24 protein-coding genes, 1 tRNA gene, 1 pseudogene and 1 riboswitch are annotated in these 24,524 nt (G+C 68.1%); of the genes and pseudogenes, 17 read left to right on the top strand and 9 right to left on the bottom strand.

What is annotated here, in order from left to right; genetic code table 11:
• The first annotated feature begins 116 nt into the window (after positions 1-116).
• From COC42_RS03690 to COC42_RS03675, 4 genes are all read left to right on the top strand, one after another.
• Positions 117-1,010 carry a hydrogen peroxide-inducible genes activator gene (locus COC42_RS03690; RefSeq protein ID WP_096341892.1) on the top strand — a complete coding sequence of 298 codons (894 nt, stop codon included), beginning with the start codon at positions 117-119 and terminating at the stop codon, positions 1,008-1,010.
• Between the two features lie 88 nt (positions 1,011-1,098).
• On the top strand, positions 1,099-2,787 hold the full coding sequence (locus COC42_RS03685; RefSeq protein ID WP_096341891.1) for an ABC transporter transmembrane domain-containing protein: 1,689 nt from the start codon (positions 1,099-1,101) through the stop codon (positions 2,785-2,787).
• Complete coding sequence (locus COC42_RS03680; protein ID WP_096341890.1) at positions 2,771-3,829, top strand: efflux RND transporter periplasmic adaptor subunit; 1,059 nt, start codon at positions 2,771-2,773, stop codon at positions 3,827-3,829. The genes COC42_RS03685 and COC42_RS03680 overlap by 17 nt, the downstream gene beginning before the upstream one ends.
• A complete protein-coding gene (locus COC42_RS03675; protein ID WP_096341889.1) occupies positions 3,826-5,217 on the top strand; it encodes a TolC family protein in 1,392 nt (463 codons plus the stop codon). Before COC42_RS03680 ends, COC42_RS03675 begins: the two co-directional genes overlap by 4 nt.
• 42 nt (positions 5,218-5,259) lie before the next feature.
• Here COC42_RS03675 and COC42_RS03670 read toward each other — a convergent pair whose 3' ends face one another.
• From COC42_RS03670 to copC, 3 genes are all read right to left on the bottom strand, one after another.
• A complete protein-coding gene (locus COC42_RS03670) occupies positions 5,260-6,288 on the bottom strand; it encodes a methionine synthase (protein ID WP_096341888.1) in 1,029 nt (342 codons plus the stop codon).
• Between the two features lie 28 nt (positions 6,289-6,316).
• A complete protein-coding gene (locus COC42_RS03665; protein ID WP_096341887.1) occupies positions 6,317-7,294 on the bottom strand; it encodes a putative oxygenase MesX in 978 nt (325 codons plus the stop codon).
• A gap of 122 nt (positions 7,295-7,416) precedes the next feature.
• A riboswitch (cobalamin riboswitch) is annotated at positions 7,417-7,637 on the bottom strand.
• Between the two features lie 147 nt (positions 7,638-7,784).
• Positions 7,785-8,153: a copper homeostasis periplasmic binding protein CopC gene (copC, locus tag COC42_RS03660; protein ID WP_425442795.1), complete on the bottom strand. Its 369-nt coding sequence runs from the start codon at positions 8,151-8,153 to the stop codon at positions 7,785-7,787.
• 148 nt (positions 8,154-8,301) lie between these two features.
• On the opposite strand from copC, the gene COC42_RS03655 reads away from it, so the two are divergent.
• The 6 genes from COC42_RS03655 to COC42_RS03630 all read left to right on the top strand — a co-directional run bounded on the left by COC42_RS03655 (position 8,302) and on the right by COC42_RS03630 (position 13,441).
• Positions 8,302-8,577 carry a hypothetical protein gene (locus COC42_RS03655; protein ID WP_141395772.1) on the top strand — a complete coding sequence of 92 codons (276 nt, stop codon included), beginning with the start codon at positions 8,302-8,304 and terminating at the stop codon, positions 8,575-8,577.
• Positions 8,574-9,014, top strand: coding sequence for a periplasmic heavy metal sensor (locus tag COC42_RS03650; protein WP_096341884.1), 441 nt, complete (start codon positions 8,574-8,576; stop codon positions 9,012-9,014). The genes COC42_RS03655 and COC42_RS03650 overlap by 4 nt, the downstream gene beginning before the upstream one ends.
• Positions 9,011-9,577, top strand: a complete 567-nt coding sequence (locus COC42_RS03645; protein ID WP_096341883.1) for an RNA polymerase sigma factor — start codon at positions 9,011-9,013, stop codon at positions 9,575-9,577. Before COC42_RS03650 ends, COC42_RS03645 begins: the two co-directional genes overlap by 4 nt.
• A gap of 82 nt (positions 9,578-9,659) precedes the next feature.
• Entirely contained in the window at positions 9,660-11,528 is a 1,869-nt protein-coding gene (locus tag COC42_RS03640) for a copper resistance system multicopper oxidase (protein WP_096341882.1), read from the top strand.
• Positions 11,525-12,670: a copper resistance protein B gene (locus COC42_RS03635; RefSeq protein WP_245843815.1), complete on the top strand. Its 1,146-nt coding sequence runs from the start codon at positions 11,525-11,527 to the stop codon at positions 12,668-12,670. Before COC42_RS03640 ends, COC42_RS03635 begins: the two co-directional genes overlap by 4 nt.
• A gap of 33 nt (positions 12,671-12,703) precedes the next feature.
• Positions 12,704-13,441 carry a PepSY domain-containing protein gene (locus COC42_RS03630; RefSeq protein WP_096341881.1) on the top strand — a complete coding sequence of 246 codons (738 nt, stop codon included), beginning with the start codon at positions 12,704-12,706 and terminating at the stop codon, positions 13,439-13,441.
• Between the two features lie 70 nt (positions 13,442-13,511).
• Here COC42_RS03630 and COC42_RS03625 read toward each other — a convergent pair.
• Positions 13,512-13,825: pseudogene (locus COC42_RS03625) on the bottom strand (transposase family protein); the annotation flags it as partial.
• Between the two features lie 183 nt (positions 13,826-14,008).
• A tRNA-Glu gene (locus tag COC42_RS03620) sits at positions 14,009-14,084 on the bottom strand.
• Positions 14,085-14,179: 95 nt separating this feature from the next.
• On the opposite strand from COC42_RS03620, the gene COC42_RS03615 reads away from it, so the two are divergent.
• A complete protein-coding gene (locus tag COC42_RS03615) occupies positions 14,180-15,271 on the top strand; it encodes a mechanosensitive ion channel family protein (RefSeq protein WP_096341880.1) in 1,092 nt (363 codons plus the stop codon).
• Here COC42_RS03615 and COC42_RS03610 read toward each other — a convergent pair.
• The 3 genes from COC42_RS03610 to COC42_RS03600 are packed head-to-tail and all read right to left on the bottom strand — an operon-like array spanning position 15,257 to position 18,506.
• Positions 15,257-17,071: a DUF885 domain-containing protein gene (locus COC42_RS03610; protein WP_096341879.1), complete on the bottom strand. Its 1,815-nt coding sequence runs from the start codon at positions 17,069-17,071 to the stop codon at positions 15,257-15,259. The genes COC42_RS03615 and COC42_RS03610 overlap by 15 nt on opposite strands.
• Before the next feature lie 9 nt (positions 17,072-17,080).
• Complete coding sequence (locus COC42_RS03605; protein WP_096341878.1) at positions 17,081-17,539, bottom strand: NfeD family protein; 459 nt, start codon at positions 17,537-17,539, stop codon at positions 17,081-17,083.
• A 1-nt stretch (position 17,540) separates the two neighbouring features.
• Positions 17,541-18,506 carry an SPFH domain-containing protein gene (locus COC42_RS03600; RefSeq protein WP_176484549.1) on the bottom strand — a complete coding sequence of 322 codons (966 nt, stop codon included), beginning with the start codon at positions 18,504-18,506 and terminating at the stop codon, positions 17,541-17,543.
• Between the two features lie 103 nt (positions 18,507-18,609).
• Here COC42_RS03600 and COC42_RS03595 point away from each other — a divergent pair, with 103 nt between their 5' ends.
• The 5 genes from COC42_RS03595 (at position 18,610) to COC42_RS03580 (ending at position 23,032) form a co-directional block, all read left to right on the top strand.
• On the top strand, positions 18,610-19,449 hold the full coding sequence (locus COC42_RS03595; RefSeq protein ID WP_096341877.1) for an HpcH/HpaI aldolase/citrate lyase family protein: 840 nt from the start codon (positions 18,610-18,612) through the stop codon (positions 19,447-19,449).
• A 42-nt stretch (positions 19,450-19,491) separates the two neighbouring features.
• Entirely contained in the window at positions 19,492-20,949 is a 1,458-nt protein-coding gene (gene guaB / locus COC42_RS03590) for an IMP dehydrogenase (RefSeq protein WP_096341876.1), read from the top strand.
• 220 nt (positions 20,950-21,169) lie between these two features.
• Positions 21,170-21,310, top strand: a complete 141-nt coding sequence (locus tag COC42_RS17585) for a hypothetical protein (protein ID WP_176484548.1) — start codon at positions 21,170-21,172, stop codon at positions 21,308-21,310.
• The gene (locus COC42_RS03585; RefSeq protein ID WP_096341875.1) at positions 21,307-22,479 is read left to right on the top strand and encodes an RsmB/NOP family class I SAM-dependent RNA methyltransferase; all 1,173 of its coding nucleotides are present in this window, start codon (positions 21,307-21,309) and stop codon (positions 22,477-22,479) included. The genes COC42_RS17585 and COC42_RS03585 overlap by 4 nt, the downstream gene beginning before the upstream one ends.
• A gap of 31 nt (positions 22,480-22,510) precedes the next feature.
• Positions 22,511-23,032, top strand: a complete 522-nt coding sequence (locus tag COC42_RS03580) for a hypothetical protein (RefSeq protein WP_176484547.1) — start codon at positions 22,511-22,513, stop codon at positions 23,030-23,032.
• Between the two features lie 113 nt (positions 23,033-23,145).
• Here COC42_RS03580 and COC42_RS03575 read toward each other — a convergent pair whose 3' ends face one another.
• The gene (locus tag COC42_RS03575; protein ID WP_245843811.1) at positions 23,146-24,177 is read right to left on the bottom strand and encodes a phosphotransferase family protein; all 1,032 of its coding nucleotides are present in this window, start codon (positions 24,175-24,177) and stop codon (positions 23,146-23,148) included.
• 167 nt (positions 24,178-24,344) lie between these two features.
• Between COC42_RS03575 and COC42_RS03570 the strand changes: the two genes are divergently transcribed.
• Positions 24,345-24,524 carry a hypothetical protein gene (locus COC42_RS03570; RefSeq protein ID WP_096341872.1) on the top strand — a complete coding sequence of 60 codons (180 nt, stop codon included), beginning with the start codon at positions 24,345-24,347 and terminating at the stop codon, positions 24,522-24,524.

Below are 24,524 nucleotides of genomic sequence, written 5' to 3'. Positions count from 1 at the left end.
TTCGAATAGGAGCGTCCGGTTGCCGAACCGACGACGGGCGGGTCCGTTGCATCGCGCCGCGGCGGCGGGCAGCATAGCGACCCTGCGACGATGTGCGGGGGGCCGAACGAAGTGCGATGCGACTGACATTCCGCCAGCTGCGCTACCTCGTCGCGCTGGCCGACACCACCAGCTTCACGCGCGGCGCGGCGGCGGTCGGCGTCTCGCAGCCGTCCTTTTCGCAGCAGATTCAGCTGCTTGAGGCGGCGCTGGGCGGCCGCGTGGTCGAGCGCGGCAGCAGCGGCGCGATCCTGACGCCGCTGGGGCGAGAGGCGGTGGCGGGCGCGCGGCGCGTCCTGGCAGAGGTGGCCGCGGTCGAGGCGCTGGCCGATCGACGCAGCGACGCGCTGTCGGGGACGATCCGCCTCGGCGTCTCGCCGACGCTCGGTCCCTATATCCTGCCACAGCTCGTCGCGCGGCTGCACGCGAACAGCCCCGATCTGCGCGTTCATGTGCGCGAGGGGCTGCCGAACCGGCTGGTCGAGCTGCTTGCTGACGGCACGCATGACGTCATCCTCGTCCAGCTCCCCATCGACGACCGCGGCCTTCACGTCGAGCGGGTGTTCCGCGAGCCTTTGTTCCTTGGCATGGCCGCCGACGATCCGCTCAGGAAGTGCGAGGAAATCGGGATCGCCGATCTGAAGGGGCGCGGTCTCCTGACCCTGCAGCCCCAGTACCGGATGAGCGAGCAGGTCGCGGCGCTCGCCCAGGCGGCGGGCGCGCATGTGCTGCGTGATTATGAGGGCACCAGCCTCGATGCGATCCGGCAGATGGCGGGGATGGGCATGGGACTTGCCCTGCTGCCGCGGCTCTATGTGCGGCAGGAGGTGCGCGGCGGTGACGACCTGATCGTGCGCCCGTTCGCTGGCGGGCGGCAGTATCGCGAGATCGGCTTGGCGTGGCGCGCAGGGGCCGGACGGGCGCCCGCATTTCTGACTCTTGCGCAATTGCTTCGCGATGTTGCGCAATAGGAAAAACCTATCGTCAATATAGCCCACCCTCAGTTGATCCGATGGACGCTTGGGCACAGATGGCCGTTCGAACAGGGGAGAACAGGGAATGGCGGCCACGCGCCCGGGCATCCGGGCCTTTGCAGGATGGATAGGGCTGGTGTTGGCCCCCGACGCCGCCTTCGTGCGGCTGGCGGTGGTGTATGGCGTCGCCATCTCGCTCCTGTCGCTGGCGACGCCGATCTCGGTCCAGCTGCTCATCAACTCGGTCGCCAATACTGCGCTGCCGACGCCCTTGTTCACGCTGGCGGGGCTCCTGTTCCTCCTGCTCCTGATGGCAGGCGTCCTCGCGGCGTTCCGCGTCCATCTGCTCGCGCTGTTCGAGCGGCGGCTCTATGCGCGCGTCGTCGCAGAGATCACGCTGCGCGCCGTCCATGCGCAGAATCCCTTCTTCGCCGATGCGCGTAACGGCGACCTGTTCAACCGCTATTTCGACCTGATGACGGTGCAGAAGGCGCTGCCCAGCCTGCTGATCGGCGGCTTCACAATCGTGCTGCAGGGCGCCGTCGGCCTTGTCGTCACGAGTTTCTACCACCCCTTCTTCCTCGCCTTCAACGCCGTCCTCGCGCTCGCGCTGTTCATCGTCTGGCAGCTTTGGGCCTCCGGCGCGATCCGCAGCGCCGTCGCCAAGAGCCAGGCCAAGCACGAGGCGGCGCACTGGCTGGAAAGCGTCGGCGGCTCGAACGGCTTCTACAAGTCGAGCCGGCATCTCGACTTCGCGATGGACCGGTCGGAGGCGGTGACCGCCGCCTATGTCGCCGCGCACCGCCGCCATTTCCGCTACACCTTCGCGCAGACGCTGGCGCTGCTCCTGATCTACGCGATCGCCAGCGCCGCGCTGCTGGCGCTGGGCGGCTGGCTCATCATCCAAGGCCAGCTGTCGATCGGCCAGCTCGTCGCCGCCGAGCTGATCCTGTCGGGCGTCTTCTACGGCATCGCCCAGTTCGGTCCCTATCTCGAATCGCTCTACGATCTCGCCGCCGGCCTCGAGGAGCTGTCGCGCTTCTGGGACGTGCCGCAGGAACCGGGGCAGGCGACCGGCGAGGGGGAGGGGCCGGCCGACGGCGCCATCCGCCTCGCCCGCGCCGAGCACGACGGCCACCGCTTCGACTTCGAGGTTGCCGCCGGCGAACAACTCGCCGTCGTCGCCGCGCCCGGCGCCGACCGGGTGCTGGGCATGATGCTCAAGCGGCACCTGACGCCCGCGCGCGGCCTTGTCGTCATCGGCGGGCGCGATATCGGCGGGTTCGATACCTATCGCCTGCGCGCCGAGGTGATGGTGCTCGACCGGCCGAGCTTCGTCGAGATTTCGATTCGCGACTATCTGACGCTCGCCGCCTCGGGCGATGCGGCGCGGATGGTCGACGCGCTGGAGACGGTGGGGCTGGCCGAGCGGCTGGCCGGCCTGCCCGACGGGCTCGACACGATCGTGTCGACCTCGGGCTGGCCACTGTCGGTCGGCGAGCTGATGGCGCTCAAACTTGCCGCGGCGCTGCTCGCCCGGCCCAAGCTCCTGTTCCTGTCGCCCCTCTACGACCTGTTGCCGCCTGAGCGCGTCGATGCGGTGCTCGCACGGCTGCGCGGTGACACCACCGTGCTCCAGTTCACCCGCCGGCCACAGGGGCTGGCGCGCGACGGCGCACTCTGGCTCGGCTCGCGCGAGCAGCGCCGTTGCGGGACCGAGGCCGAGCTGATTGCCCTTGCCAGCGAAGGAGGCGGCGATGCCCTTTCGGCCTGACCATATCGTCCATTTCCCGACGCTGGCGGGCATCCGCCCGCCACGCGTCACGCGCGTCATCGCCTGGCTCATCGCAATCGGCATCGGCGCGGTCGCAGCGATCCTGTTCTTCGTCCCCTGGGTTCAGACCTCGCCCGGCGCGGGTCAGGTCGCCGCGCTCGACCCGCAGGACCGGGTCCAGGCAGTAACTGCGCTCGTCCCCGGCCGGGTCGAGCGCTGGTACGTGCAGGACGGCGATCGCGTCCGCCGCGGCGATCCGATCGCGCGGATCGTCGATAACGACCCCAATCTCCTCGCCCGCCTCGCCGCCGAGCGTGCGCAGGTGGTGGCGGAAATCGCCGCCGCCGAGCAGGCGATGGCCGTGGCGCAGATCGACGTCGGGCGCTCGGCGCAATTGCTGGCCGAAGGACTGGCCGCGCGCCGTGATTACGAAGCCTCGCAGATCAAGGTCGCGGACCATCGCGCCAAGCTGGCCGAGGCGCGCGCCAAGCTCACCCGCGTCGATGTGACGCTCAACCGCCAGTCGGTGCAGACCGTCCGTGCGCCCCGTGACGGACGCATCCAGTCGATCAACGCCGCCGCGGGGGCGACGCTGGTCGCGGCCGGTGACATCCTCGCGATGATCGCGCCCGAAACCCCGGTCCGCATCGTCGAGCTGATGGTGGATGGTCGCGACATTGCCGTCATCCGCCCCGGTCGCCCCGTCCGCCTGGCGTTCGAGGGCTGGCCGGCGATCCAGTTCAGCGGCTGGCCTTCGGTCGCGCAGGGCATGTTCGACGGGCGCGTGCGCTCGATCGACCCCTCGGCACAGGCGACCGGCCTGTTCCGCGTCCTTGTCGAGCCGATGCCCGGCAAACCCGCCTGGCCCGACGCCGACTTCGTCCGGCTGGGCGGCAAGGTGCGCGGCTGGATACAGATGGAAACCGTCAGCGTCGGCTATGAGCTGTGGCGCCAGCTCAACGACTTCCCGCTCGAGTTCCGCCGGCCCGCCGACGATGCCAAGGGGCCGGCGCCCGACCCGGTGGTCAAGGTGAAGAAATGATCCGGCTGCTCGGATTGATCGTCGCCCTGATCGCAGCCGCTCCCGCCGCGGCTCAGACGCTCACGCTCGACGAGGTGCTGCGCTCCTCGGCGACGCACGCGCCTGCGATCCTCGAGGCAATCACGCGCGAGCGGCAGGCGGACGGCCGCCGCCTCTCGGCGGAGGGCGCCTTCGATCTGTTGTTCGAGGGCGATGCGCAGTCGCGGCTTGCGGGATATTATGACGGCACCGTCGTCGAGGGGAAAGCGACGCGCCCGCTTGCCAACAATGGCGGCTATCTCTTCGGCGGCTATCGCGTGTCGCGCGGCGACTTTCCGATCTATGAGGACAAAGCCTTCACCAATCGGCTTGGCGAGGTGAAGGTGGGCGCCGTCTTCTCCCTCATGCGCGACCGGTTGATCGACGAGCGGCGCGGACGGCTGGGCCTTGCCGGCGGGGACATCCAGCTCGCGCGGCTCGACCGGGAGATGGTGGCGATCGGGGTGCAGCGGCGCGCGATCGACGCCTATCAGACCTGGGTCGTCGCGGGTCTGCGGGTCCAGGTCTATCGCGACCTCCTGTCGCTGGCGAGCGAGCGGCAGGCGTCGATCGAGCGTCAGATCGCGCTCGGTGCACGGCCGCAGATCCTGGGGACCGAGAACCGCCAGAATATCGTCCGCCGCCAAACGCTCGTGGTGCGCGCTGAACAGGATCTTGCCGCCGCCGCCAACGCGCTTTCCTTCTATCTGCGGGACGAGAACGGCGAGCGCCTCGTTCCCGCCGCCGATCGCCTGCCCGGTCGCTTCCCGGAACTGCGTCTGCCCGCGCTCGGTCCCGACCTCGCCCGGCGGATCGAGCGGCCCGACCTCGAGGCGATCCTCGTCAGGCTCGATCAGGTCGAGGTGAAGCGCCTGCTGGCCGAGAACGAGCTTCGCCCACGCCTCGACATCCGCGCCGAAGCGGCGAAGGACGTGGGGCCGGTGGGCCTCGGCGGATCGTCGCGCACACCGGCCGAGGGGATCGTCGGCCTGCGCTTCTCGCTGCCGCTCGAACGGCGCGCGGCGCGCGGCAAGATCGCCGAGGCGGCGGCCGAGGCCGATGGCCTCCGCCTTCGCCGCAAGCTGATCGAGGACCAGATCCTCGTCGAGGTGAACGGCCTCGCGATTCAGGCGGGTGCCGCCGACCGCCTCGTCGCGCTTGCCGCCGACGAAACCGCGCTCGCCGACCGCATGGCCGCGGCCGAGCGCCGCCGCTTCCAGCTCGGCGCCAGCGACTTCATCCTCGTCAACCTGCGCGAGGAAAGCGCCGCCGACGCCCGGCTGCGCCAGCTCGACGCCGAATTCCGCCGATCCGCCGCCCGCGCCGAGCTCGTTGCCGCAACGGTGGACCGCGATCAGCTCGGGCTCTGAGCGTTCGAGCATTGCGCCGCGTCGAACGCTGCGGGCTGCCGGTTAGGCGGCCAGTTCCCGGCGGACGATCTCCGCACCGGCACCCAGCGCTTTCAGCTTGCCCCAGGCGACATCGCGAGGCAGCGGCGCCATCCCGCAATTGGTGGCCGGATAAAGCTTGTCGGCATCGACGAAGCGAAGCGCGCGGCGCAGCGTGTCGGCAACCTCCTCCGGCGTTTCGATCACATCGGTCGCAACGTCGATCGCGCCCACCATCACCTTCTTGCCGCGGATCAGTTCGATCAGGTCCATCGGTACGCGGGAGTTACGACACTCGAGCGAGACGATATCGATCTTCGACGCCCGGAGGTTGGGGAAGGTCCGCTCATATTCCCTCCATTCGGACCCCAGCGTCTTCTTCCACTCGGTATTCGCCTTGATGCCGTAGCCGTAGCAGATGTGGACGGCGGTTTCGGCCTTGAGTCCCTCGGCCGCGCGCTCCAGTGCAGCGATGCCCCAGTCATTGGCCTCGTCGAAGAAGACGTTGAAGGCGGGTTCGTCGAACTGGATGATGTCGACGCCCGCAGCCTCCAGTTCGCGTGCTTCCTCGTTCAGGATGCCGGCGAACGCCCAGGCGAGCTTCTCTCGGCTGCGATAATGCGCGTCGTAGAGAGTGTCGATCATCGTCATGGGGCCGGGCAGCGTCCATTTGATCGGCCGGTCCGTCTGCGCGCGCAGGAAGCGGGCATCGTCGACAAAGACGGGGCGGGGGCGCGAGACGGCACCGACGACGGTCGGCACGCTGGCGTCGTAGCGGTTGCGGATCCGCACGACCTCGCGCTTCTCGAAATCGACGCCGTCCAGATGCTCGACGAAGGTCGTAACGAAGTGCTGGCGGGTCTGTTCGCCGTCGCCCAGGATGTCGATTCCCGCCCGCTGCTGGTCGTCGACCGCAAGACGCAGCGCGTCGCGCTTGCCCGCGATCAGCTCGTCGCCCGCCAGCTTCCATGGCGCCCAAAGGGTTTGGGGCTCGGCAAGCCATGCGGGCTTGGGCAGGCTGCCAGCCGTCGTCGTCGGCAACAAAGTCGTCATGATCTAATCACCTGTCTTGCAAGGGAAATCAAAAGGTGTCGGTCGCGAGCCAGCGGCGAAGCGCGTCGCCATGTGGCTTGATGAGATGCTCTTCGGCGAACCTGCCTTGCTCGGCGGCGAGCCGGCTGCGCTCCTCTCGATCGTAGACGATGCGGGTCAGGGAATAGTCCTGATATTCCAGACTGGGTCTGTAATGCGCGGCCGCAACGGAGTTGGCGTTGTAGATCTCCGGACGGTAGATCTTCTGAAATGTCTCCATCGTGCTGATGGTGCTGGCCAGTTCGAGGTTCGAATAGTCGCAGACCAGGTCCCCGATGTGATAAAAGGCGAGCGGCGCAACGCTGTGCGGCGGCATGAAATAGCGGACGCTCATGCCCATCTTCTCGAAGTAGCGGTCGGTCGGGGACGTTTCGTCGTTTCGATATTCGACGCCGAGGACAGGGTGCACGTTCGCGGTTCGATGATAGACCTGGCGAGTGGACACGCTCAGACAGATGACAGGCGCTTTCGGGAATCGATCGCGATAGGCGCTGGAATCGAGGAAGTGCTTGAACAGATTGCCGTGCAGATCGCCGAAGCCCGCTGGCAGCCCGTCGCTTCCGGTCCTCAGGTGATCCGGCAGGACGATGCTGAAGTCGTAGTCGCGAACGTAGGACGAGAAGTTGTTGCCGATCAAACCAGCGTAGGACGAACCGCTGGACGTGTCGGTCACGCGGGTGTGCAGCATCTCCATCAGCGGAAAGGCTCCGCCGCCGTGCCCGATCTTTAGCGATGCCGAGATGATCTCGAGCGCCACGCGATATCGATCGCCGTCCGGATTGTCCCAGTGCATCAGCGCGTTGAAGCGGCGGTCGATCATCACCAGCGTGTTGCGCAGATTTTCCCGGCGGCGTTCGCCGCGTGCCAGGTTCGCAAAGTTTGTGGTGATGCGCGTGTTGTCGGCCGGACGATATTCCTCGTCGAACGGGATGCTGCCGACTGTGAACGTGAACCCGCTGTTCGTCATGACCCACCTGCTGTTGCGGGCAGGGGCCGGGCGAGAGCGCGCCATGAATCGGACGGGTCCGGATGGCAGGTACCGGGGACCGTCGCGTCAAGCGCGATCCACCGGAGGACCCCCGTCCGAGGAACGTTATGGCGTCGGAGGCAGGTCTCCTGGCTCACGGGTCAACGCGGGGCTCCGGCCTTCCCAGGCTTGTCGCAAAGCCCAGTGACACGAGATGGAGCGTCCGCTCGCCGCTTACAGTTGCGGGGGCAGCGCCGGATTCTGCCCTTGCGGACACCACCGGCTTCCCGTCTTAGCCGCATCGCCATGCCTGGGATGCGGAACCTCGACCCCCGCGATCAACACCATCGTCGACGCGGTGTCAAGGCGGAATATAAAGATATCTTTATGTCGTGATGTGTGTTCGGAGTGTGACCCGTTACTTGGTCGTTCCGCACGCGAGGACCGGCGCGCGCATCGGCATGGCGCGCGCCGCCCGGCAGATCCTCTCTCAGGCCACCTTGAAGGCGTAGCTGCCCTTCGCCTGATGGGTGTCGGCAGACACGCCGTGCCAGTCGAGGCGATAGGTGCCCTTTGGCAGCGGCTTCGCCAGCGTGAGGGTCATCGTCTTGCGGTCGGGGCTGACGTTGACCTTCGCGGCCATCTTCATCGGCGGGTGCGAGTCCATGCCGGGCATGCCGGTCATCACGATGTCCGCGCCCGAGCCGTCGGGCAGCAGCGCCTCTGAAAAGGTCACCTGGACTCGCGTGGTCGGCGCGACCGTGGCGTTCGGCGCGGGGGTCGCTGAGACCAGTTTGGGGTGCGCCGTGACGGGGGCCGCCATCACTAGAACGGCGGCGGCAATCGCTTTGAAATGCATCATCTACTCCATCGGAAACGTTGGCGGGATCGTGGTCGAATACGCGCGAAAGCCCCTGGCCCCTCGCGGAGGTCCTCGTGTTTCGCGACTGTGCGCTTCCGCGAGGGCTGCTAGCGTCCCAGCCGTATTCCACGACATGGAGAACCAGATGGACCTAGACTTCGATACCGCGCTCCGCCGGGTCGCCGATCAAGATCATCCCGGACTGGACTCGATCGACGCGACCGTATTCGAGCGGGTGCGGGTCAACCGCACGAGCGCACGGACCGGAATCGGTGCCGTGGCGCTCGCGGCGGTCGGCGCGATCGTCTTGGGAACGATGACCGCTGGTCCGACGGCCTCGCCGGCAAGCGCGGCCCCGATCGATCCCTTTGGTGTGGCGGGTTCGTTCGCCCCATCGACGCTTTTGCTGGCCGATCGATGACCCGCGGACGCTGGACCGCGCTGGTCGCGGTCGTCGCCTTTGTCGCGGCGATCGGCGGCGTGTTCGTCGGTCGCGCGATCATACCGGAGCGCCATGCCCAGTCGTCCGAACTGCATGCCCTGCTCCACAACGACCTCGACCTCGACGCCGGCCAGGCGGCCGGGATCGAGCGGCTCGAACGCGAATTCGCCGAGCGGCGCGAGGCGCTCGAGGCCGAGCTGCGCGCCGACAATGCGCGGCTCGCGGCGGCGATCGAGGCCGAGCACGCGAACGGACCGAGGGTGGCGGCGGCAGTGGATGCGTCGCATCGCGCGATGGGCGAGCTTCAGAAGGCGACGCTCGCGCACGTGTTCGCCATGCGCCAGCTGCTGCGCCCCGATCAGCAGGCGGCGTTTGATCGCGCTGTCACGAAGTCGCTGACCACCGGCGCCCGGTGAGGTCGGACCTAGCGGCACTCTCGGATGGCGACCTCGCTCGCCGGTCCGCGGTCGGGGACGACGATGCCTTTGCCGAAGTCATGCGACGCCACCGGCGGCGCGTCTATCGCCTCATCCTCGCCAACGTCGCCGATCCTGACGAGGCGCTCGATCTCGTGCAGGAGACGTTCGTGTCGGCTTACGGTGCGCTTCGCCGGTTCGATCCGGAGCGACCGATGTCGGCATGGCTCGCGCGCATTGCGCTCAACAAGGCACGCGACTGGGCGCGCCGGCGTGCCGTGCGGCGCATGCTCGGTCTGTCGATCCCGGTCGGGGAGATTGCCGAGTTGCACGCCGACGATCGTCCCCTGCCGGACGCAGAGGCGATCGACCGCACCGAGCTTGCCCGCCTTTCCCGCGCGGTGGCGCAGCTTCCGGCATCCCAGCGCGAACCCCTGGTCCTGTGCGTGGTAGAGGGACTGAGCCAGGCCGAGGCGGCCGAACTCCTTGCGATCAGCGAAAAAGCCGTGGAGACGCGCATCCGGCGCGCCCGTGCGCGCCTGGCCCAGATGCTCGGCCGTTAAACTGAGAATCGCCGAGGGGTGCTCCGCCGCGGCGCGTATCAAGGACAGAGATCGTTTGCCGAACCGAGAGACGAAAGCCCTGATGAACGCAACCATCGACCGCCGGCGCCTGCTGCGCGGCGCCACGCTCGCGGGCGGGGGACTGGCCATCTCCGCCTGGATGCCGGCCTGGGCGCAGTCCGTGTCCGCCGGCATCGTGAAGCCGCTGCCCACCGTGTCGGGCGAGGACATCAATCTGCGCATCGCGCATCAGATGATGACGATCGACGGGCGGGAAAGCCACGCGATCGGCATCAACGGCACCGTCCCCGCGCCGCTCATCCGCCTGCGCGAGGGGCAGACCGTCCGCCTGCACGTCGAAAACGCTCTCGACGAGGACAGCTCGATCCACTGGCACGGCCTGATCCTGCCGTTCCATATGGACGGCGTCCCGGGCGTGAGCTTCCCCGGCATCAAGCCGCGTTCGACCTTCACCTACGAGTTCCCGATCGTCCAGTCGGGCACCTACTGGTATCATAGCCATTCAGGGCTTCAGGAGCAGCTCGGCCATTATGGCCCCATCGTCATCGATCCCGCGGGCGACGATCCCATCCAGTCGGATCGCGAGCACGTCATCGTGCTGTCCGACCATAGCCAGATGCACCCACACACCATCTTCAAGAAGCTGAAGCAGCAAGGCGGCTATTTCAACTTCCAGAAGCAGACGCTTGGCGGGATGCTGGCCGGCCGCGACCAGTCGGCCAAAGAGCGTCGGGCCTGGGGCGCGATGCGCATGGACCCCACCGATGTCGCCGATGTGACCGGCAGCACCTATACCTATCTCGTCAACGGGCATGGCCCGCGCGACAACTGGACGGGCCTTTTCCGACCGGGCGAGCGCGTGCGCCTGCGGCTCATCAACGCCTCGGCGATGACGACCTTCAACTTCCGCATCCCCGGCCTGCGGCTGACCGTCGTCCAGGCCGACGGCCTGCCGGTGCGGCCGGTCGAGGTGGACGAGATGCAGATCGCGGTCGCGGAAACCTATGACGTGATCGTTCAGCCTGCGGACGAGCGTGCTTATACGATCGTTGGCGAAAGCGTCGACCGCTCCGGCATGGCGCGCGCGACACTCGCGCCGCGTGAAGGTATGGCCGCGGCCGTTCCCGCGCTGCGCCGCCGGCCGCTCGCCGACATGAAGGACATGGGCATGGGCAGCATGAACCATGGCTCGGGCGGCGCGATGGCTGGCATGGACCATGCGGCAATGGGCCACTCGGCGCCGGCACCGGCGGCTCAGGCCTGTCCGCCGGAACACGCTGCCATGGGTCACTGCACGCCGGCGGCGGCCGCCCCGGCGACCGGGAACACCGGCCAGCATGCCGGCATGGATCACGCCGCGGGCGGCATGGACCACTCGATGCGCGACTTTTCCGTCGCGCCGGAGGTCAAGAAGACGCCGACCGTCCAAACCATCTCGCCGATGCCGGTCGACCGCATGGGCGAACCCGGCCAGGGACTGGAGAATGTCGGTCACAAGGTGCTGGTCTATACCGATCTGATGGCCGTCGATCGCAATCCTGACGTGCGCGCGCCCGACCGGTCGATGCGCATTCACCTGACCGGCAACATGGAACGCTATATGTGGGCGTTCGACGGCGAGAAACTGAGCGAGGTGAACAAGCCGATCCCGTTCCTCAAGGACGAGCGAGTACGCATCACCTTGGTCAACGACACGATGATGGGGCATCCCATCCACCTGCATGGCCACTTTTTCGAGCTGGTCACGGGTCATGGCGAGTATGCGCCGCGCAAGCATACGATCCAGGTTCAGCCAGGTGGAACGGCGACGTTCGACGTCACGACCGATGCGGTCGGCGACTGGGCGTTCCACTGCCATATGCTCTATCACATGCACGCAGGCATGATGCAGGTCGTCTCGGTCCGCCCGCGCGGGGGAGACGCCGCGTGAGCCTCACCCTCGGCGCCATCCTCCTGGCATCGGCGAGCCAGTGCACGCCCGAACATGCCGCGATGGGCCATTGCGCCATGCCCGCGCCGGTCAAGCCCAAGGCCGCGACCAAGCCGAAAGCAGTGACGTCGCCGCCGCGTCCAAAGCCGGCGGCGGACCCGAGCGCTGCGCCGGCTGCCGGCACCGCCGATCCGGCTTGCGCCCCGGAACATGCCGCGATGGGCCATTGCACGCCCAAGACCTCGGCGCCGGCGGCACAAGCGGCGCCCCCCTCATCCTCGCCGGCGGCCCCAGCCGATCCTGACTGCCCGGCGGAGCATGCCGCGATGGGGCACTGCACGCCAAAGCAGTCCTCAGCGAAAAGGGCCGCTCCTGCGATGGGGATGGCGGGCACTGCACTGCCCGCCGGCAATGCACCCGCACCAGCGGCGCCGGAGGCGAGCTATGCCGACCGGATCTGGGGCCGTGAGGCGATGGCTCCGGCGCGCGCCGCCCTGCGCCGCGAGCATGGCGGCATGTCCTTCTCCCAGCTGATGCTGAACCTCGCCGAGGTGCAGCTTCGCGAGGGGCGCGACGGATATCGATGGGACGGCGAGTTCTGGTATGGCGGCGACATCAACCGCCTGACCATCAAGAGCGAGGGCGAAGGCACCTTTCGCGAGGATGCGGAGGGCGAGGTGCAGGCGCTCTACAGCCGGGCTATCGGACCCTATTTCAACCTGCAGGCCGGCGTTCGCCAGGATTTCGCGCCCGGCCCTGATCGCACCTATGCCCAGATCGGGTTCGAGGGTCTTGCGCCCTATTGGTTCGATGTCGAAGGCGCGCTGTTCCTGTCCGACAAGGGCGACGTGTTTGCCCGGCTGGAGGGCTATTATGACCAGCGCATCACCCAGCGCCTCGTGCTGCAGCCGCGGGTCGAGCTCAATCTGTCCGCGCAGGACGTGCCCGATAGCCGGCTCGGCTCGGGCGTGACCGATGCCGAGGCGGGCCTGCGCCTGCGCTACGAGATCGCCCGCGAGTTCGCGCCCTATGTCGGCGTTTCGTGGGAACGCAGGCTCGGCGAGACGGCGCGTTATGCCCGAGCGGCGGGCGAGGGCACGGGCGGCTTCAGCTTGGTGGCGGGGATCCGCGCCTGGTTCTGACGATGGCCGCAGGCCCGGGCAACAGGGGGACAAATGCGAAGCAACAGGATGCGGCTCCACATCGGGGCGAGCCGGCTCCACCGATGGCTGGCACTGATCATCGGCGTGCAACTGCTGCTCTGGTTCACAAGCGGGCTGGTCATGAGCCTGCTGCCGATCGACCGTGTGCGCGGGGAGCACCTGGTCGAGCGTGACGCAGCTGGCGTGCTGCCGGTGCAAGCCTATGCGCCGCTAAACCAGATCGCCTCCGGCATGCCGCTGCGAGGTGCGCGCTATCGGCTGCTGCTCGGGCGTCCCGTGGTCGAGGTCGAAACCGTGTCGGGCGAGTTGCGGCTCCACGATGCGGCGACCGGCGCTCCGCTTCGTGCGGTCGATGCGGCCATGGCGCTCAGGATCGCCTCGGCCGCTTATAAGGGGCAGACCCGATCCAAACCGCAGGTCATTCGCATCACCGCCGCCAGCACCGAATACAAGGGACGGTTGCCGGCCTGGCAGGTCGCGTTCGCCGATGACGAGGCGACGCGAGTCTATGTTGATGACGCCGGCCGCATCGCCGCCGTCCGCACCGGAACCTGGCGGTTCTACGACTTCTTCTGGGCGCTCCACATCATGGACTGGAGCGAGCACGAGAACTTCAACACGCCCTGGCTCAAGGCGTTCGCGGTTGGTGGGCTGATGCTCGCGATCGCCGGCACGATCCTTCTCTATCTGCGCTGGCCGAGAAAACAACGGCGCAAAACGGCGGGTCAGGCCGCGCCTATGAACCGATGATCACAGCCGGATGATGCCGGTGGCAGCAAGCGCGACGGTGGAGAAGAATGCGGTCGGGCAGCGACCCGGGGCGGGTCGCGACGCGGCGCCAATCGGCGTCGTAGCCGCGATCACCCACCAGCCACTGCGCCTTTGCATATTATCGAGGAGTGCTGCCGCGCCGGCATAGTCGCTGACCTGGCCCGCCGTCGTGAAGAATCATCACCGTCTTTGGCTCGGCGCCCGCTGCGGTAAGCCCTGCCATCATCCGCGTCGACACGCCCGCTGCACCCCAGCGCTTCCAGCGGTCGTATATCCTCCACGAACACGATGCCGCTCACATCCGTCGATCATCAACGCGCGGCTTGCCGTGGCTCCTGGGAACGAACGACCGCAGCGCTCCATCTGACCGTCCGTCAGCTAAGACAGGTCGCTCATCCCGATCTCCTCGCGGAGTCTGAATCAGGCCGTGACGCTCACACCAATGGACCCTGATCCTCGAACCAACAAAAGCGCGGGAAAAAAGGCGGGAGCCGCTTTCACCAGATCGTCTGAAATGGCGAAATCCCGCCATTTCTAATTTGACGCTGGTGACCCCTACGGGACTCGAACCCGTGTTTTCGCCGTGAGAGGGCGACGTCCTAGACCGCTAGACGAAGGGGCCGTCGTTGCGAGAGGGGCGCGGATAGCGGGGGGTCGGGCGGGCGTCAAGCGGGTTGTGGCGCGGGGAACTCGGGCGCGCCCATGCGTTTCTCGCATATGCAGCAGATCGAGCTTCTTGGCACGCGCGTGCCGGCATTTGTCATCGATATCGGCCTCGTTGCGCTTTCGATCCTGATCGCGATCGTGGTGCATGGGCTGGGCATGCGCGTGCTCGACCGGATCGCGCGGCGCACGCCGGGGTCAACCGACGATATCTTCGTCGAGCATGCGCGCCGACCGCTGCGCTGGATCGCGGTCGGCATCGCGCTGGCGACGGTGCGGCGGTTCCTCAATCTGCCGCCGACCGCCGACGCGGCGTGGACGCAGGCAGCGGGACTGATCGTCCCGCTGCTGGTCGGCAGCCTTGCGATCCAGATGATCCGCGCGACCGGCAAGGCGATCGAGCTCGACGCCGATATCAGCGTCGCCGACAATCTGCGCGCGCGGCGGCGGCGGACGCGGAGCGCCATCCTCGTGCGCATCGCCGTGTTCGGGGTTGGGTTTCTGACAATCTGCCTGATGCTGCTGAGCATCCCCAGCATCCGCAGCGTCGGGGTGACACTGATGGCGTCGGCGGGGCTCGCGGGCCTGGCGGTGGGTGCCGCCGCGCAGCCGCTGCTCAAGAACCTGATTGCCGGCATCCAGATGGCCTTTACCGAGCCGGTACGGCTGGACGACGTCGTGATCGTCGAGGGCGAGTGGGGACGGATCGAGGAGATCCGGCTGACTTACGTGGTCGTCGCGCTGTGGGACGAGCGGCGGCTGGTGGTGCCCGTCTCGCAGTTCCTTGAAAAGCCCTTTCAGAACTGGACGCGCAATACCAGCCAGCTGCTCGGCTCGGTGTTCCTGATGCTCGATCCCGCGGCCGATATCGACCGGCTGCGCGCCCATGCCGAGCAGGTCGTGAAGGCCAATCCGCGCTGGGACGGGCGCGCCTTCGTGCTGCAGGTCACGGACTCGAAGGCCGATGCGATCGAGGTCCGCATCCTCGCCACCGCGCGCGACGCGGCGACGGCGTTCGACCTTCGCTGCGACATTCGCGAGGCGCTGCTCGCCTATGTCCGCGACCAGATGCCCGAGGCGCTGCCGCGGCGGCGCGTGGCGATGGACGCGCCCCTGAACCATCGAGCCGCCTCAGGCGCGGCGTGACGCCTCCCACCGCTCGACATTCTGCGCAAGGACGTTGAGCGGCACGCCGCCGCCCCGCACCACCACGTCGTTATAGCCCCGGAAGTCGAACCGATCGCCCAGCCGGCCCTGCGCCTGCGTGCGGAGGCGATTGATCTCGCTGTGCCCGACCTTGTAGCCGCATGCCTGGCCCGGCCACGCGCAATAGCGATCGACCTCGCTCGTCACTTCCTCGATGCCCGAGCCGTTGGTCTCGGCGAACCACTGGATCGCCTTCTCGCGGGTCCAGCGCTTGGCGTGGAGGCCGGTGTCGACGACCAGGCGGCAGGCGCGGAACGCGATCGACTGGAGATAGCCCAGGCGCCCCACGGGATCGTCGTCATAGACGCCGAGCTCGCCCGCCAGCTGCTCGGCATAGAGAGCCCAGCCTTCCGAAAAGGCATTGAAGCCCATCTGCGTGCGGATCAGCGGCAGCTTGTGCGTGTACTCGCCTTGCCAGACATGGCCGGGGATGGACTCGTGATAGGTCAGCGTCGGCAGGCTGTATTTGGTATGCAGGTCAGTGGTGCGCAGGTTGATCCAGAAGCGGCCGGGCACCTTGCCGTCGATCGACCCCGCGCCGCCATAGGCGCCGGGCGCGCCGATCTCCTCCGCGGGGGCGATGCGCCGCACCTCGACCCGGCCATCAACCAGCGTCGCGAAAGCGCGGGGCAGGCGGGTGCGTATATCCTTCAACCGGTCCTGAATCAGCGCCATGATCTGGGCGCGGCCGGTATCGTCGTTGGGGAAGGTGTAGCGCGGGTCCTTGCCCAGTGCGATCATCCGCGCGCCGACCGAGCCCTGGGTGTAGCCAAGCTTCTTGAGGATCGTGTCCATCTCGGCCTGGAGCCTGGCGAGCTCCGACAGGCCCATTGCATGCACCTCGTCCGGGGTCATGCGCGTGGTCGTCGAGGCCCGCAGCGCCCAGGCGTAATAGGCGTCGCCGTCCCTGAACTTCCACACGCCCGCGTCGGTCGTCGCGACCTTTGCATGCTGTTCGAGCTCGGCGATCTGGCGGTCGAGCGCGGGTGCGACGCGGCCGGCGGCGATCTTCTCGGCGCGCGCGGCCCAGTCGCCCGGGATCGAACCGGTGCGCTTGGCGAGCGAGGTGACGACGTCCCAGTCCTTCGGCGCGCCCTTGCGCGACAGGCGGATGCCGTCGAGCGTCTTCTTCATCAGGACTTGCGAGGCGATGATGCCGCGGCCACGCGCGTCCTTCAGCCGCCCGGTCTCGCCGTCGAGCTGGTCGGCGAAGCTGTCGAGGCGGGCGAGATAGGCCTCGGCATCGGCGGCGGTCTCGACCGTGTGGCTCGAATCGAGGAACTTGGGGACGTCGAGATAGGCGCCCATGTTCTGCGCCACGACATAGGGCCCGTTACGCCAGCCGCCGATATCGACCGCGCCATAGGGGAAGCCATAGCCGTCGAGCGCCGTCGAATAGGCGGTGCGCGCGACGGCCACGTCGGTGCGCGTGTCTTCGCCGGGCTGGAGCGTGTCGATGCGGGCGAGGGCGGTGCGCAGCCACGCCGCTTCCTTCGCGCGGCCCGCCGCCGAACGGTCGGTCAGCCTGGACTTGAGCGGCGCTCGTTTGCCCGTGTCGATGCCCAGGCCCGTCGCCCCCTCGGGCTGGAGCACGAGGAAGCTTTCGGCGATCGCGTCGAGCGCCACGGCAGCGGGATCGGTCGAGGCGGCCGCCTGCATCGCGCGGGCGGGAATGGCGGCGAGCGCGGCGCTCGATCCGGCGGCGGTCATCAGGTCACGGCGCGACAGCTTGAACGACATGGGGCTTGGTTACTCCGGGAACGATGATTGAGGTTCGACGACCAACGTCACCCCGTCAATGGCGACGACGCGCGCCGCGGTGCCCGCTGCCATCGCGGGGCCGCGCGCGGGCCACTCGCCATCGCCAAGGCGCACGCGCCCCTCGCCATGCGCGAAGTCGGTGACGGCGACGACGGTCCGGCCGATGTTGCGCGCGGCGCGGTCGTTGAGGAGCGGGTCGGCGGAGGCGACCGCATCGCCCCCGTACCAGCGCCGCCCGATCGCGACGGCGACCGCCGCCCAGACCGCGAAGCTCGCCAGCTGTCCGCCGAGGCCGAGGTCGGGGAATAAGAGGGTGAAGGCGCCGGTGATTGCCGCCGCGACGGCGATGAAGACGAGGAACACGCCCGGCACCGCCAGCTCGATCCCCGCGAGCAGCGCCGCGGCGATCAGCCAGAGGATGCCGGGCTCGGTCAGCCAGCCGGGCAAGTCAGCCCTCGCGGACGACGGGCACGCCGGTGCGCGGCGCGGGGGCGGGGGCGTCGCGGCCGAGTGCTTCCTTCGCCAGCTCGCCGATGCCGCCGAGCGTGCCGATCAGCTGCGTCGCCTCGACGGGGAACAGCACGGTCTTGGCATTGGGGCTGGTCGCGAACTTGCCGATCGCCTCGACATATTTCTGGGCGATGAAATAGTTGATCGCCTGTGCCGACCCCTGCTCGATCGCGTCGCTGACCAGCGCGGTCGCCTTCGCCTCGGCCTCCGCCGCGCGCTCGCGTGCCTCCGCATCGCGGAAGGCGGATTCGCGCCGCCCCTCGGCCTCGAGGATGCGGGCCTGCTTCTGGCCCTCGGCGCGCAGGATCTCGCTGGCGCGCGCGCCCTCGGCCTCGAGAATGTTGGCGCGCTTCTCGCGCTCGGCCTTCATCTGGCGGCCCATCGCATTGACGATATCGGCGGGTGGGCGAATGTCCTTGATCTCGACGCGGGTGATCTTGACGCCCCACGGATTGGTCGCGTGATCGACGACCGAGAGGAGGCGCGCGTTGATCTCGTCGCGCTTCGACAGCGTTTCGTCGAGGTCCATCGAGCCCATGACGGTGCGCAGGTTGGTCGTCGTGATCTGTTGCAGTGCGACGAACATGTCGGAGACTTCGTAGGCCGCCTTGGCCGGGTCGAGCACCTGAAAGAAGACGACGCCGTCGGTCGACACCATCGCATTGTCGCGGGTGATGATCTCCTGCCCGGGAATGTCGATCACCTGCTCCATCATGTTGACCCGGCGACCGACGCGATAGAAGAAGGCGGGATAGAAGTTGAAGCCCGGTTTGGCGACGCTGGTGAAGCGGCCGAAATGTTCGATCGTGTACTGATAGCCTTGGCGCACGATCTTGATGCTGGCGAACAGATACATGAGCGCGACCAGCACGACGATGGCGAGTACGCCGACGATACCTTCCATGTCCGAGCCCCTCCGGTGTTGCGGTCGCAGTCTAGCCGGGCGTCCGGCGAAGTCGAGCAGAACCGGGATGACGAAGGGGGCGGGGGCAGGGTAGTCGGATCGCATGACCGCCCCTTCGAACCTGCCGCCGCGTACTGCGCTGTTCCTCCCCGCCTCGAACCCCCGCGCCATCGAGAAGGCGCGAGGGCTGGCGGCCGAGATGATCGTCCTCGACCTAGAGGATTCGGTGCGGGACGAGGATAAGGCTGGCGCCCGCGAGGCCGCCGTTGCCGCCGCGGCCGAGGGATTCGGCGATCGGCTCGTCGCGATCCGCGTGAACGGAGAGGAAGACGCCGGCCACGCCGCCGATGTCAGGGCGGTCGCCGGGTCGGCGGCCGATTTCCTGGTGGTGCCCAAGGTCGAGACGCCCGACCTTGCCGCCAGGGTGGCCGCCGCGGGCAAGCCGGTGCTGGCGATGATCGAGACGCCTGCGGGCGTCCTTGCCGCGCCTGCCATCGCCGCGGTGCCGGGGGTCGAAGGGCTGATCGCCGGGGTCAACGACCTGCGCGCGACGCTGGGCGTGCCGGCTGACAGCGGACGGGCGGGGATCGGGTATGCGCTGCAGGCGATCGTGCTCGCCGCGCGCGCGGGCGGCGTCTGGGCGCTCGACGGGGTCTATAATGCGCTGGAGGACGAGGCGGGGCTGGCGGAGGATTGCGCGGCGGGGCGCCTCATCGGCTTTGACGGCAAGACCTTGATCCACCCGAATCAGATCGCCGTCGCCGCGCGTGCCTTCGGTCCCAGCGAGGTGGAGGTTGCCGAGGCCGAGGCGCTGGTCGCCGCCGCGACCGGCGGGGCAGAGCGCTTTCGCGGGCGGATGATCGAGACGATGCACGTCGATCAGGCGCGGGCGCTGCTGGCACGTGCGGGCAAGGGGGTAGCGCACTTCGCCCCCCGCGTTTAGATGGGCCGCCAATCCTCGACTCGAACCGGATCCGGCGCCCCCATGGACATCACCCTCGGCCTCACTTTCGACGACGTCCTCCTCTATCCGGCGGAATCGGAGGTGCTGCCGAGCATGGCCGATACCCGGACGAAGGTGGCGCGCGGCCTCGACCTCAACATCCCGGTGCTCTCCTCGGCCATGGATACCGTGACCGAGAGCGACATGGCGATCGTGATGGCGCAGATGGGCGGGATCGGCGTGCTCCACCGCAACCTGTCGGTCGAGGAACAGGTGGCGGCGGTGCGCCAGGTCAAGCGCTTCGAAAGCGGGATGGTCGTCAATCCCATCACCATCGACCCCACCGCGCCGCTCCGCGAAGCGCAGACGCTGATGCAGCGCCACCGGATCAGCGGCATCCCGGTCGTCGAGTCATCGGGCCGGCTCGTCGGCATCCTGACCAACCGCGACGTGCGCTTCGCCGAGAACCCCGATCAGCCCGTGTCCGAGCTGATGACGCGCGACAACCTTGCCACGGTCAAGGTCGGCGTGACGCAGGAGGAGGCGCGGCGCCTGCTCCACCAGCGGCGGATCGAGAAGCTGCTGGTCGTGGACGACGCCTATGCGTGCGTCGGCCTCATCACCGTCAAGGATATCGAGAAGGCGGTCCTTTATCCCGAGGCGACCAAGGACGCCGCCGGGCGGCTGTGCGTCGCGGCGGCGACGACGGTCGGCGACAAGGGCTTCGACCGCACCGCCGCGCTGGTCGACGCGGAATGCGACCTGATCGTCATCGACACCGCGCACGGTCACAACCGCGACGTTGCGCGGGCGGTCGAGCGGGTGAAGAAGCTTTCCAACTCGGTCCAGGTGATCGCCGGCAATGTCGCCACCGCCGAGGCGACCAAGGCGCTGATCGATGCGGGTGCGGACGGGATCAAGGTTGGGATCGGGCCGGGCTCGATCTGCACCACCCGCGTCGTCGCGGGCGTCGGCGTGCCGCAGCTCACCGCCGTGATGGACGCCGCGAGCGAGGGCGCGAAGGCGGGCGTGCCGGTGATCGCCGATGGCGGCATCCGCACGTCGGGCGATGTGGCCAAGGCACTGGCGGCGGGCGCGTCGGCGGTGATGATCGGCTCGCTGCTGGCGGGGACCGAGGAAGCGCCGGGGGAGACGTTCCTCTATCAGGGCCGCGCCTACAAATCCTATCGCGGCATGGGCAGCGTCGGCGCGATGGCCCGCGGCTCCGCCGACCGCTATTTCCAGCAGGACATCAAGGACCAGATGAAGCTGGTGCCCGAGGGGATCGAGGGTCAGGTGCCATTCAAAGGCCCGGCGCGCGACGTCATCCACCAGCTGGTGGGCGGGGTGAAGGCGGCGATGGGTTACACCGGCAGCCTGACGCTCAAGGACCTTCGCGAGCGGGCGCGCTTCGTGCGGATCACCGGCGCCGGCCTGCGCGAGAGCCATGTCCACGACGTGACGATCACGCGCGAGGCGCCGAACTATCCGACGCGGTAACTTTGGGCTCACGCAAAGGCGCGGAGAAGATCGAGTTGAGTTCGCGCGGAGGCGTACGGAGCGCAGAGATGTCGGATTTCGCCGCGCCGGTAGCGCTATCAAACTTCGCGTGCGATGAAAGTCACCCCGCGGCGGACGCAACCGCTCTGCGCTCCTTCGCAAGCACCTATTTTGCGCCTTCTTGGCTTCTCTCGCCTCCCCATTCTTGTTGGCAAGAGCGATGACCGATCAGCAGAAGATCCTGCTGATCGTCGCGATCACCGGCCTTTACGTCTTCCTGCGCATTCGCTGGTTGCGGCGCAAATGGCATGTCACGCGGGCGAAGCTGGCGGCCGAGCAAGCAAGGGAGCGCGGCGAATGACGCCGGGTGCGCGGGTGCAGTCCGCGATCGAGATCCTCGACCTCGTCATCGGCGCGGCGAAAAGCGGCGGGGCGGCGGCGGACACGATCCTCGCGCGCTGGTTCGCAGGGCATCGCTTCGCCGGATCGAAGGACCGCCGCGCGATCCGCGAGCTCGTCTACGCCGCCATCCGCCGCTGCGGCGAGGTGCCGGCAAGCGGCCGCGCCGCGATGCTCTCGGTCGCCGAGATCGACGCAAACGTTGCGGCGGCGTTCGATGGATCGACCTATGGCCCGGCGCCGATCGGCCCGGGCGAGGCGGCGGCGGTTGCTGGCGCGGTGCCGGCGTGGCTGGCCGAAGCGCTGGCCGCATCCGGGCTGGATGAAAGCGCACAGGCCGCGCTGCTCGAGCGCGCGCCGCTCGACATTCGCGTCAACCGGCTACGCGGCGGTACCGTCGCGGTCGAGGGTGCCGAGCCGATCGATGGCCTGCCCGATGCGCTCCGCCTGCCGGCTGATACGCAGATCGAGCGATTGCCCGAATATGCCGCAGGCGCGATCGAGGTGCAGGATGCGGGCAGCCAGATCGTCGCGCTGGCCTGCGGTGCGAAGCCCGGCGATCATGTGATCGACCTGTGCGCCGGCGCCGGGGGCAAGACGCTGTCGCTCGCGGCTGCGATGGCGAACGAGGGAACGATCCTCGCTACCGACACCGACCGCGCCCGGCTCCAGCGACTGCCGCCGCGCGCCGAGCGGGCAGGGGTGACGATCGCCGGGACGCGGCTGCTCGACCCCGGCAGGGAGGCCGTGGCGCTTGAGGACTGGCGCGCGGCCGCCGATGTGGTGCTGGTCGATGCGCCCTGCTCGGGCACGGGGACATGGCGGCGCAATCCCGAGGCCCGCTGGCGGCTGACGCCCGAGCGCCTCAACCGGCTGACCGAGACGCAGGCGCGGCTTCTGGACATCGCCGCCGATCTCGTCCGGCCGGGCGGGCGGCTGATTCATGTCGTCTGTTCGCTGCTCGATGCCGAAGGGCGCGATCAGGTCGATGCGTTCCTCGGGCGCCATCCTGGATGGTCCACCGCACCGCTAGACGTGCCGTTCGGCAGCCCACACGGCCTTGGAATCCGGCTCGATCCCGCCCATCATCGGACTGACGGGTTTTTTGTCGCAGGGCTCACAAAGCCGTGATAGCCCTATGAGCGTGGTTTCGGAGAGCATCATGCGGTTCACCAGCGTTTCGGTCGCCCTTGCCCTGACAGCGGTCAGCATCTCGACCTCGCTGCACGGACAACGGCCCGACGATCAGATCGACCCAAGGTCGATGGCGCTGGTGGAACGGGCAAAGGCGGCTCGGGCGGCGGGCAATCTGTCCGGCGCCAACGACCTGCTCGAGAGCGCGACGGTCGTCGATCCGCGTAACCGGCAGGCATTTATCCTTCTTGCCGAGGTTGCGCGCCAGCAGGACCTGCCCGGCAAGTCGATCCGCTTCTATCGCGAGGCGCTGACGATCGAGCCCAACGACGCCGCCGCGCTGGCGGGGCAGGGGCAGGCGCTGGTCGACAAGGGCGCGGTATCGCGTGCTCGCGAGAACCTTGCCAAGATCAAGACGCTGTGCGGCGCGAAGCCCTGCGGTGAGGCGACCCAGCTCGCCGCCGCCATCGCCAAGGGGCCGCCGGTCACGGCCACCGCACAGCAGTCGGTGGCGCCCAGCCCCGCGGCGACGCCACCCGCGAAGAACTGAACGTCCCGTCTATAATCCCCTCCCGGGAGGGGGGCTGTCTGCGATGATAGGTATGGCTTGGCCCAGGCAGGGCCGACCCACCGGCGTCCCCTTCTTCCAGGCGGGGCAGAAAGCTAGCTGGCCCCCGCCAGCCGCGCCTGTTCCCACGCCGCTTTCGCCAGCGGCACCACCCGCTCCGCCATCGCTGCCGCGCCCGCGTTAGAGGCGTTGCCGTCGATGACGCGCTTCTTGATCCCCTGTACGATGCCGGTCAGGCGGAAGAGGTTGAAGGCGAAATACCAGTTGAGGTTGGGTAGGCCCTCTCGTCCCGTCCCCTCGCAATATTGCGCCACCGCCTCCTCCATCGTCGGAATACCCTCGGCGGCGAGGTCGAGCCCGGCCAACCCCGATCGCCCGTCGCACGGCATCGCCCAGTTCATCGCCAGGTAGGCGAAGTCGGCGACCGGATCGCCGAGCGTCGCCAGTTCCCAGTCGAGCACCGCGCGCACCCGTCCGTCCTCGCCGTAGATGAGGTTGTCGATTCGATAGTCGCCGTGGATCACCGACACCCGGTCCTGCGCGGGCAGCGTCTGGGGCAGCCACTCGATCAGCCGCTCGACCTCGGCCACTTCGTCGGTCTGCGCGGCGCGGTACTGGCGGGTCCAGCGCGCGACCTGCCGCTCGATATAGTTTCCCGGCGGAGCGAAGTCGGCGAGGCCGATCGCGGCGGGGTCGAGCGAATGGAGTGCCGCCATCGTGTCGATCATCGAAAGATAATGCGGCCGCCGCGCCTCGACCGGCAAGTCGGGCAGCGCGCCGTTCCAGAAGGTGCGCCCCTCGACCATTTCCATCAGGTAGAAGACCGCGCCGATCACCCCCTCGTCCTCGCACAACGCGATCGGGCGCGGGACGGGAAAGCCGGTCGGGTGGAGCGCGCTCAGCAGCCGGTATTCGCGATCGACGGCATGCGCGGAGGGCAGGAGCGGGCCAAAGGGCTTGCGGCGCAGCACGATGTCGCCGACGGCGGTCGTCACGCGATAGGTCGGGTTCGACTGGCCGCCTGCGAACTTCTCGATCGCTTCGACCTGCCCCAAGGCGGGTAGGGCGCCAGCGATCCAGCGGGCGAGCGCTTCCGGGTCCAGATCGGCCGATTGGGGCATACTCATCCTTCGATCGCGTACTTTATTTGCTCTGTCTGCTGCATACCGACCGCTCCAATCACCGCGCAAGCCGGACACAAAACGAAACGCGCGATTTATGGCACCGCGCGCGCCGTCCGACGTTCTATCTTCATGGAGAGCCGGGCTTTTTTCCGGGCACAAGAGCAGCGAAGATGACCGACGAGCACAGCGTGAACGATGCCGAATATCTCTATCGACGAGCGGAACAGGAACTGCTTCAGGCGCAGCGTGCCGAACATCCCGCGGTGGTAAAGGCGCATTACCTGCTCGCCGGCTACTATCTCGATCTGGTCTACGGCCCCGGCGAAGACGAAAAGGCGGCGGCCGAATAG

The organism is Sphingomonas spermidinifaciens, assembly GCF_002351485.1.
In the GTDB taxonomy this organism is placed as follows: Bacteria; Pseudomonadota; Alphaproteobacteria; order Sphingomonadales; family Sphingomonadaceae; genus Sphingomonas; species Sphingomonas spermidinifaciens.
This window is presented reverse-complemented; position numbering and strand designations above follow the sequence as displayed.

Excerpts from the sequence above, each read along its gene's own strand:
- COC42_RS03685 (WP_096341891.1), top strand. The coding sequence starts at position 1,099 with ATGGCGGCCACGCGCCCGGGCATCCGGGCCTTTGCAGGATGGATAGGG.
- COC42_RS17585 (WP_176484548.1), top strand. The coding sequence starts at position 21,170 with ATGACCGATCAGCAGAAGATCCTGCTGATCGTCGCGATCACCGGCCTT.
- COC42_RS03655 (WP_141395772.1), top strand. The coding sequence starts at position 8,302 with ATGGACCTAGACTTCGATACCGCGCTCCGCCGGGTCGCCGATCAAGAT.
- COC42_RS03595 (WP_096341877.1), top strand. The coding sequence starts at position 18,610 with ATGACCGCCCCTTCGAACCTGCCGCCGCGTACTGCGCTGTTCCTCCCC.
- copC (WP_425442795.1), bottom strand. The coding sequence starts at position 8,153 with ATGCATTTCAAAGCGATTGCCGCCGCCGTTCTAGTGATGGCGGCCCCC.
- COC42_RS03650 (WP_096341884.1), top strand. The coding sequence starts at position 8,574 with ATGACCCGCGGACGCTGGACCGCGCTGGTCGCGGTCGTCGCCTTTGTC.
- guaB (WP_096341876.1), top strand. The coding sequence starts at position 19,492 with ATGGACATCACCCTCGGCCTCACTTTCGACGACGTCCTCCTCTATCCG.
- COC42_RS03670 (WP_096341888.1), bottom strand. The coding sequence starts at position 6,288 with ATGACGACTTTGTTGCCGACGACGACGGCTGGCAGCCTGCCCAAGCCC.
- COC42_RS03675 (WP_096341889.1), top strand. The coding sequence starts at position 3,826 with ATGATCCGGCTGCTCGGATTGATCGTCGCCCTGATCGCAGCCGCTCCC.
- COC42_RS03690 (WP_096341892.1), top strand. The coding sequence starts at position 117 with ATGCGACTGACATTCCGCCAGCTGCGCTACCTCGTCGCGCTGGCCGAC.
- COC42_RS03610 (WP_096341879.1), bottom strand. The coding sequence starts at position 17,071 with ATGTCGTTCAAGCTGTCGCGCCGTGACCTGATGACCGCCGCCGGATCG.
- COC42_RS03665 (WP_096341887.1), bottom strand. The coding sequence starts at position 7,294 with ATGACGAACAGCGGGTTCACGTTCACAGTCGGCAGCATCCCGTTCGAC.
- COC42_RS03615 (WP_096341880.1), top strand. The coding sequence starts at position 14,180 with ATGCAGCAGATCGAGCTTCTTGGCACGCGCGTGCCGGCATTTGTCATC.
- COC42_RS03585 (WP_096341875.1), top strand. The coding sequence starts at position 21,307 with ATGACGCCGGGTGCGCGGGTGCAGTCCGCGATCGAGATCCTCGACCTC.
- COC42_RS03580 (WP_176484547.1), top strand. The coding sequence starts at position 22,511 with ATGCGGTTCACCAGCGTTTCGGTCGCCCTTGCCCTGACAGCGGTCAGC.
- COC42_RS03575 (WP_245843811.1), bottom strand. The coding sequence starts at position 24,177 with ATGAGTATGCCCCAATCGGCCGATCTGGACCCGGAAGCGCTCGCCCGC.
- COC42_RS03680 (WP_096341890.1), top strand. The coding sequence starts at position 2,771 with ATGCCCTTTCGGCCTGACCATATCGTCCATTTCCCGACGCTGGCGGGC.
- COC42_RS03600 (WP_176484549.1), bottom strand. The coding sequence starts at position 18,506 with ATGGAAGGTATCGTCGGCGTACTCGCCATCGTCGTGCTGGTCGCGCTC.
- COC42_RS03630 (WP_096341881.1), top strand. The coding sequence starts at position 12,704 with ATGCGAAGCAACAGGATGCGGCTCCACATCGGGGCGAGCCGGCTCCAC.
- COC42_RS03640 (WP_096341882.1), top strand. The coding sequence starts at position 9,660 with ATGAACGCAACCATCGACCGCCGGCGCCTGCTGCGCGGCGCCACGCTC.
- COC42_RS03570 (WP_096341872.1), top strand. The coding sequence starts at position 24,345 with ATGACCGACGAGCACAGCGTGAACGATGCCGAATATCTCTATCGACGA.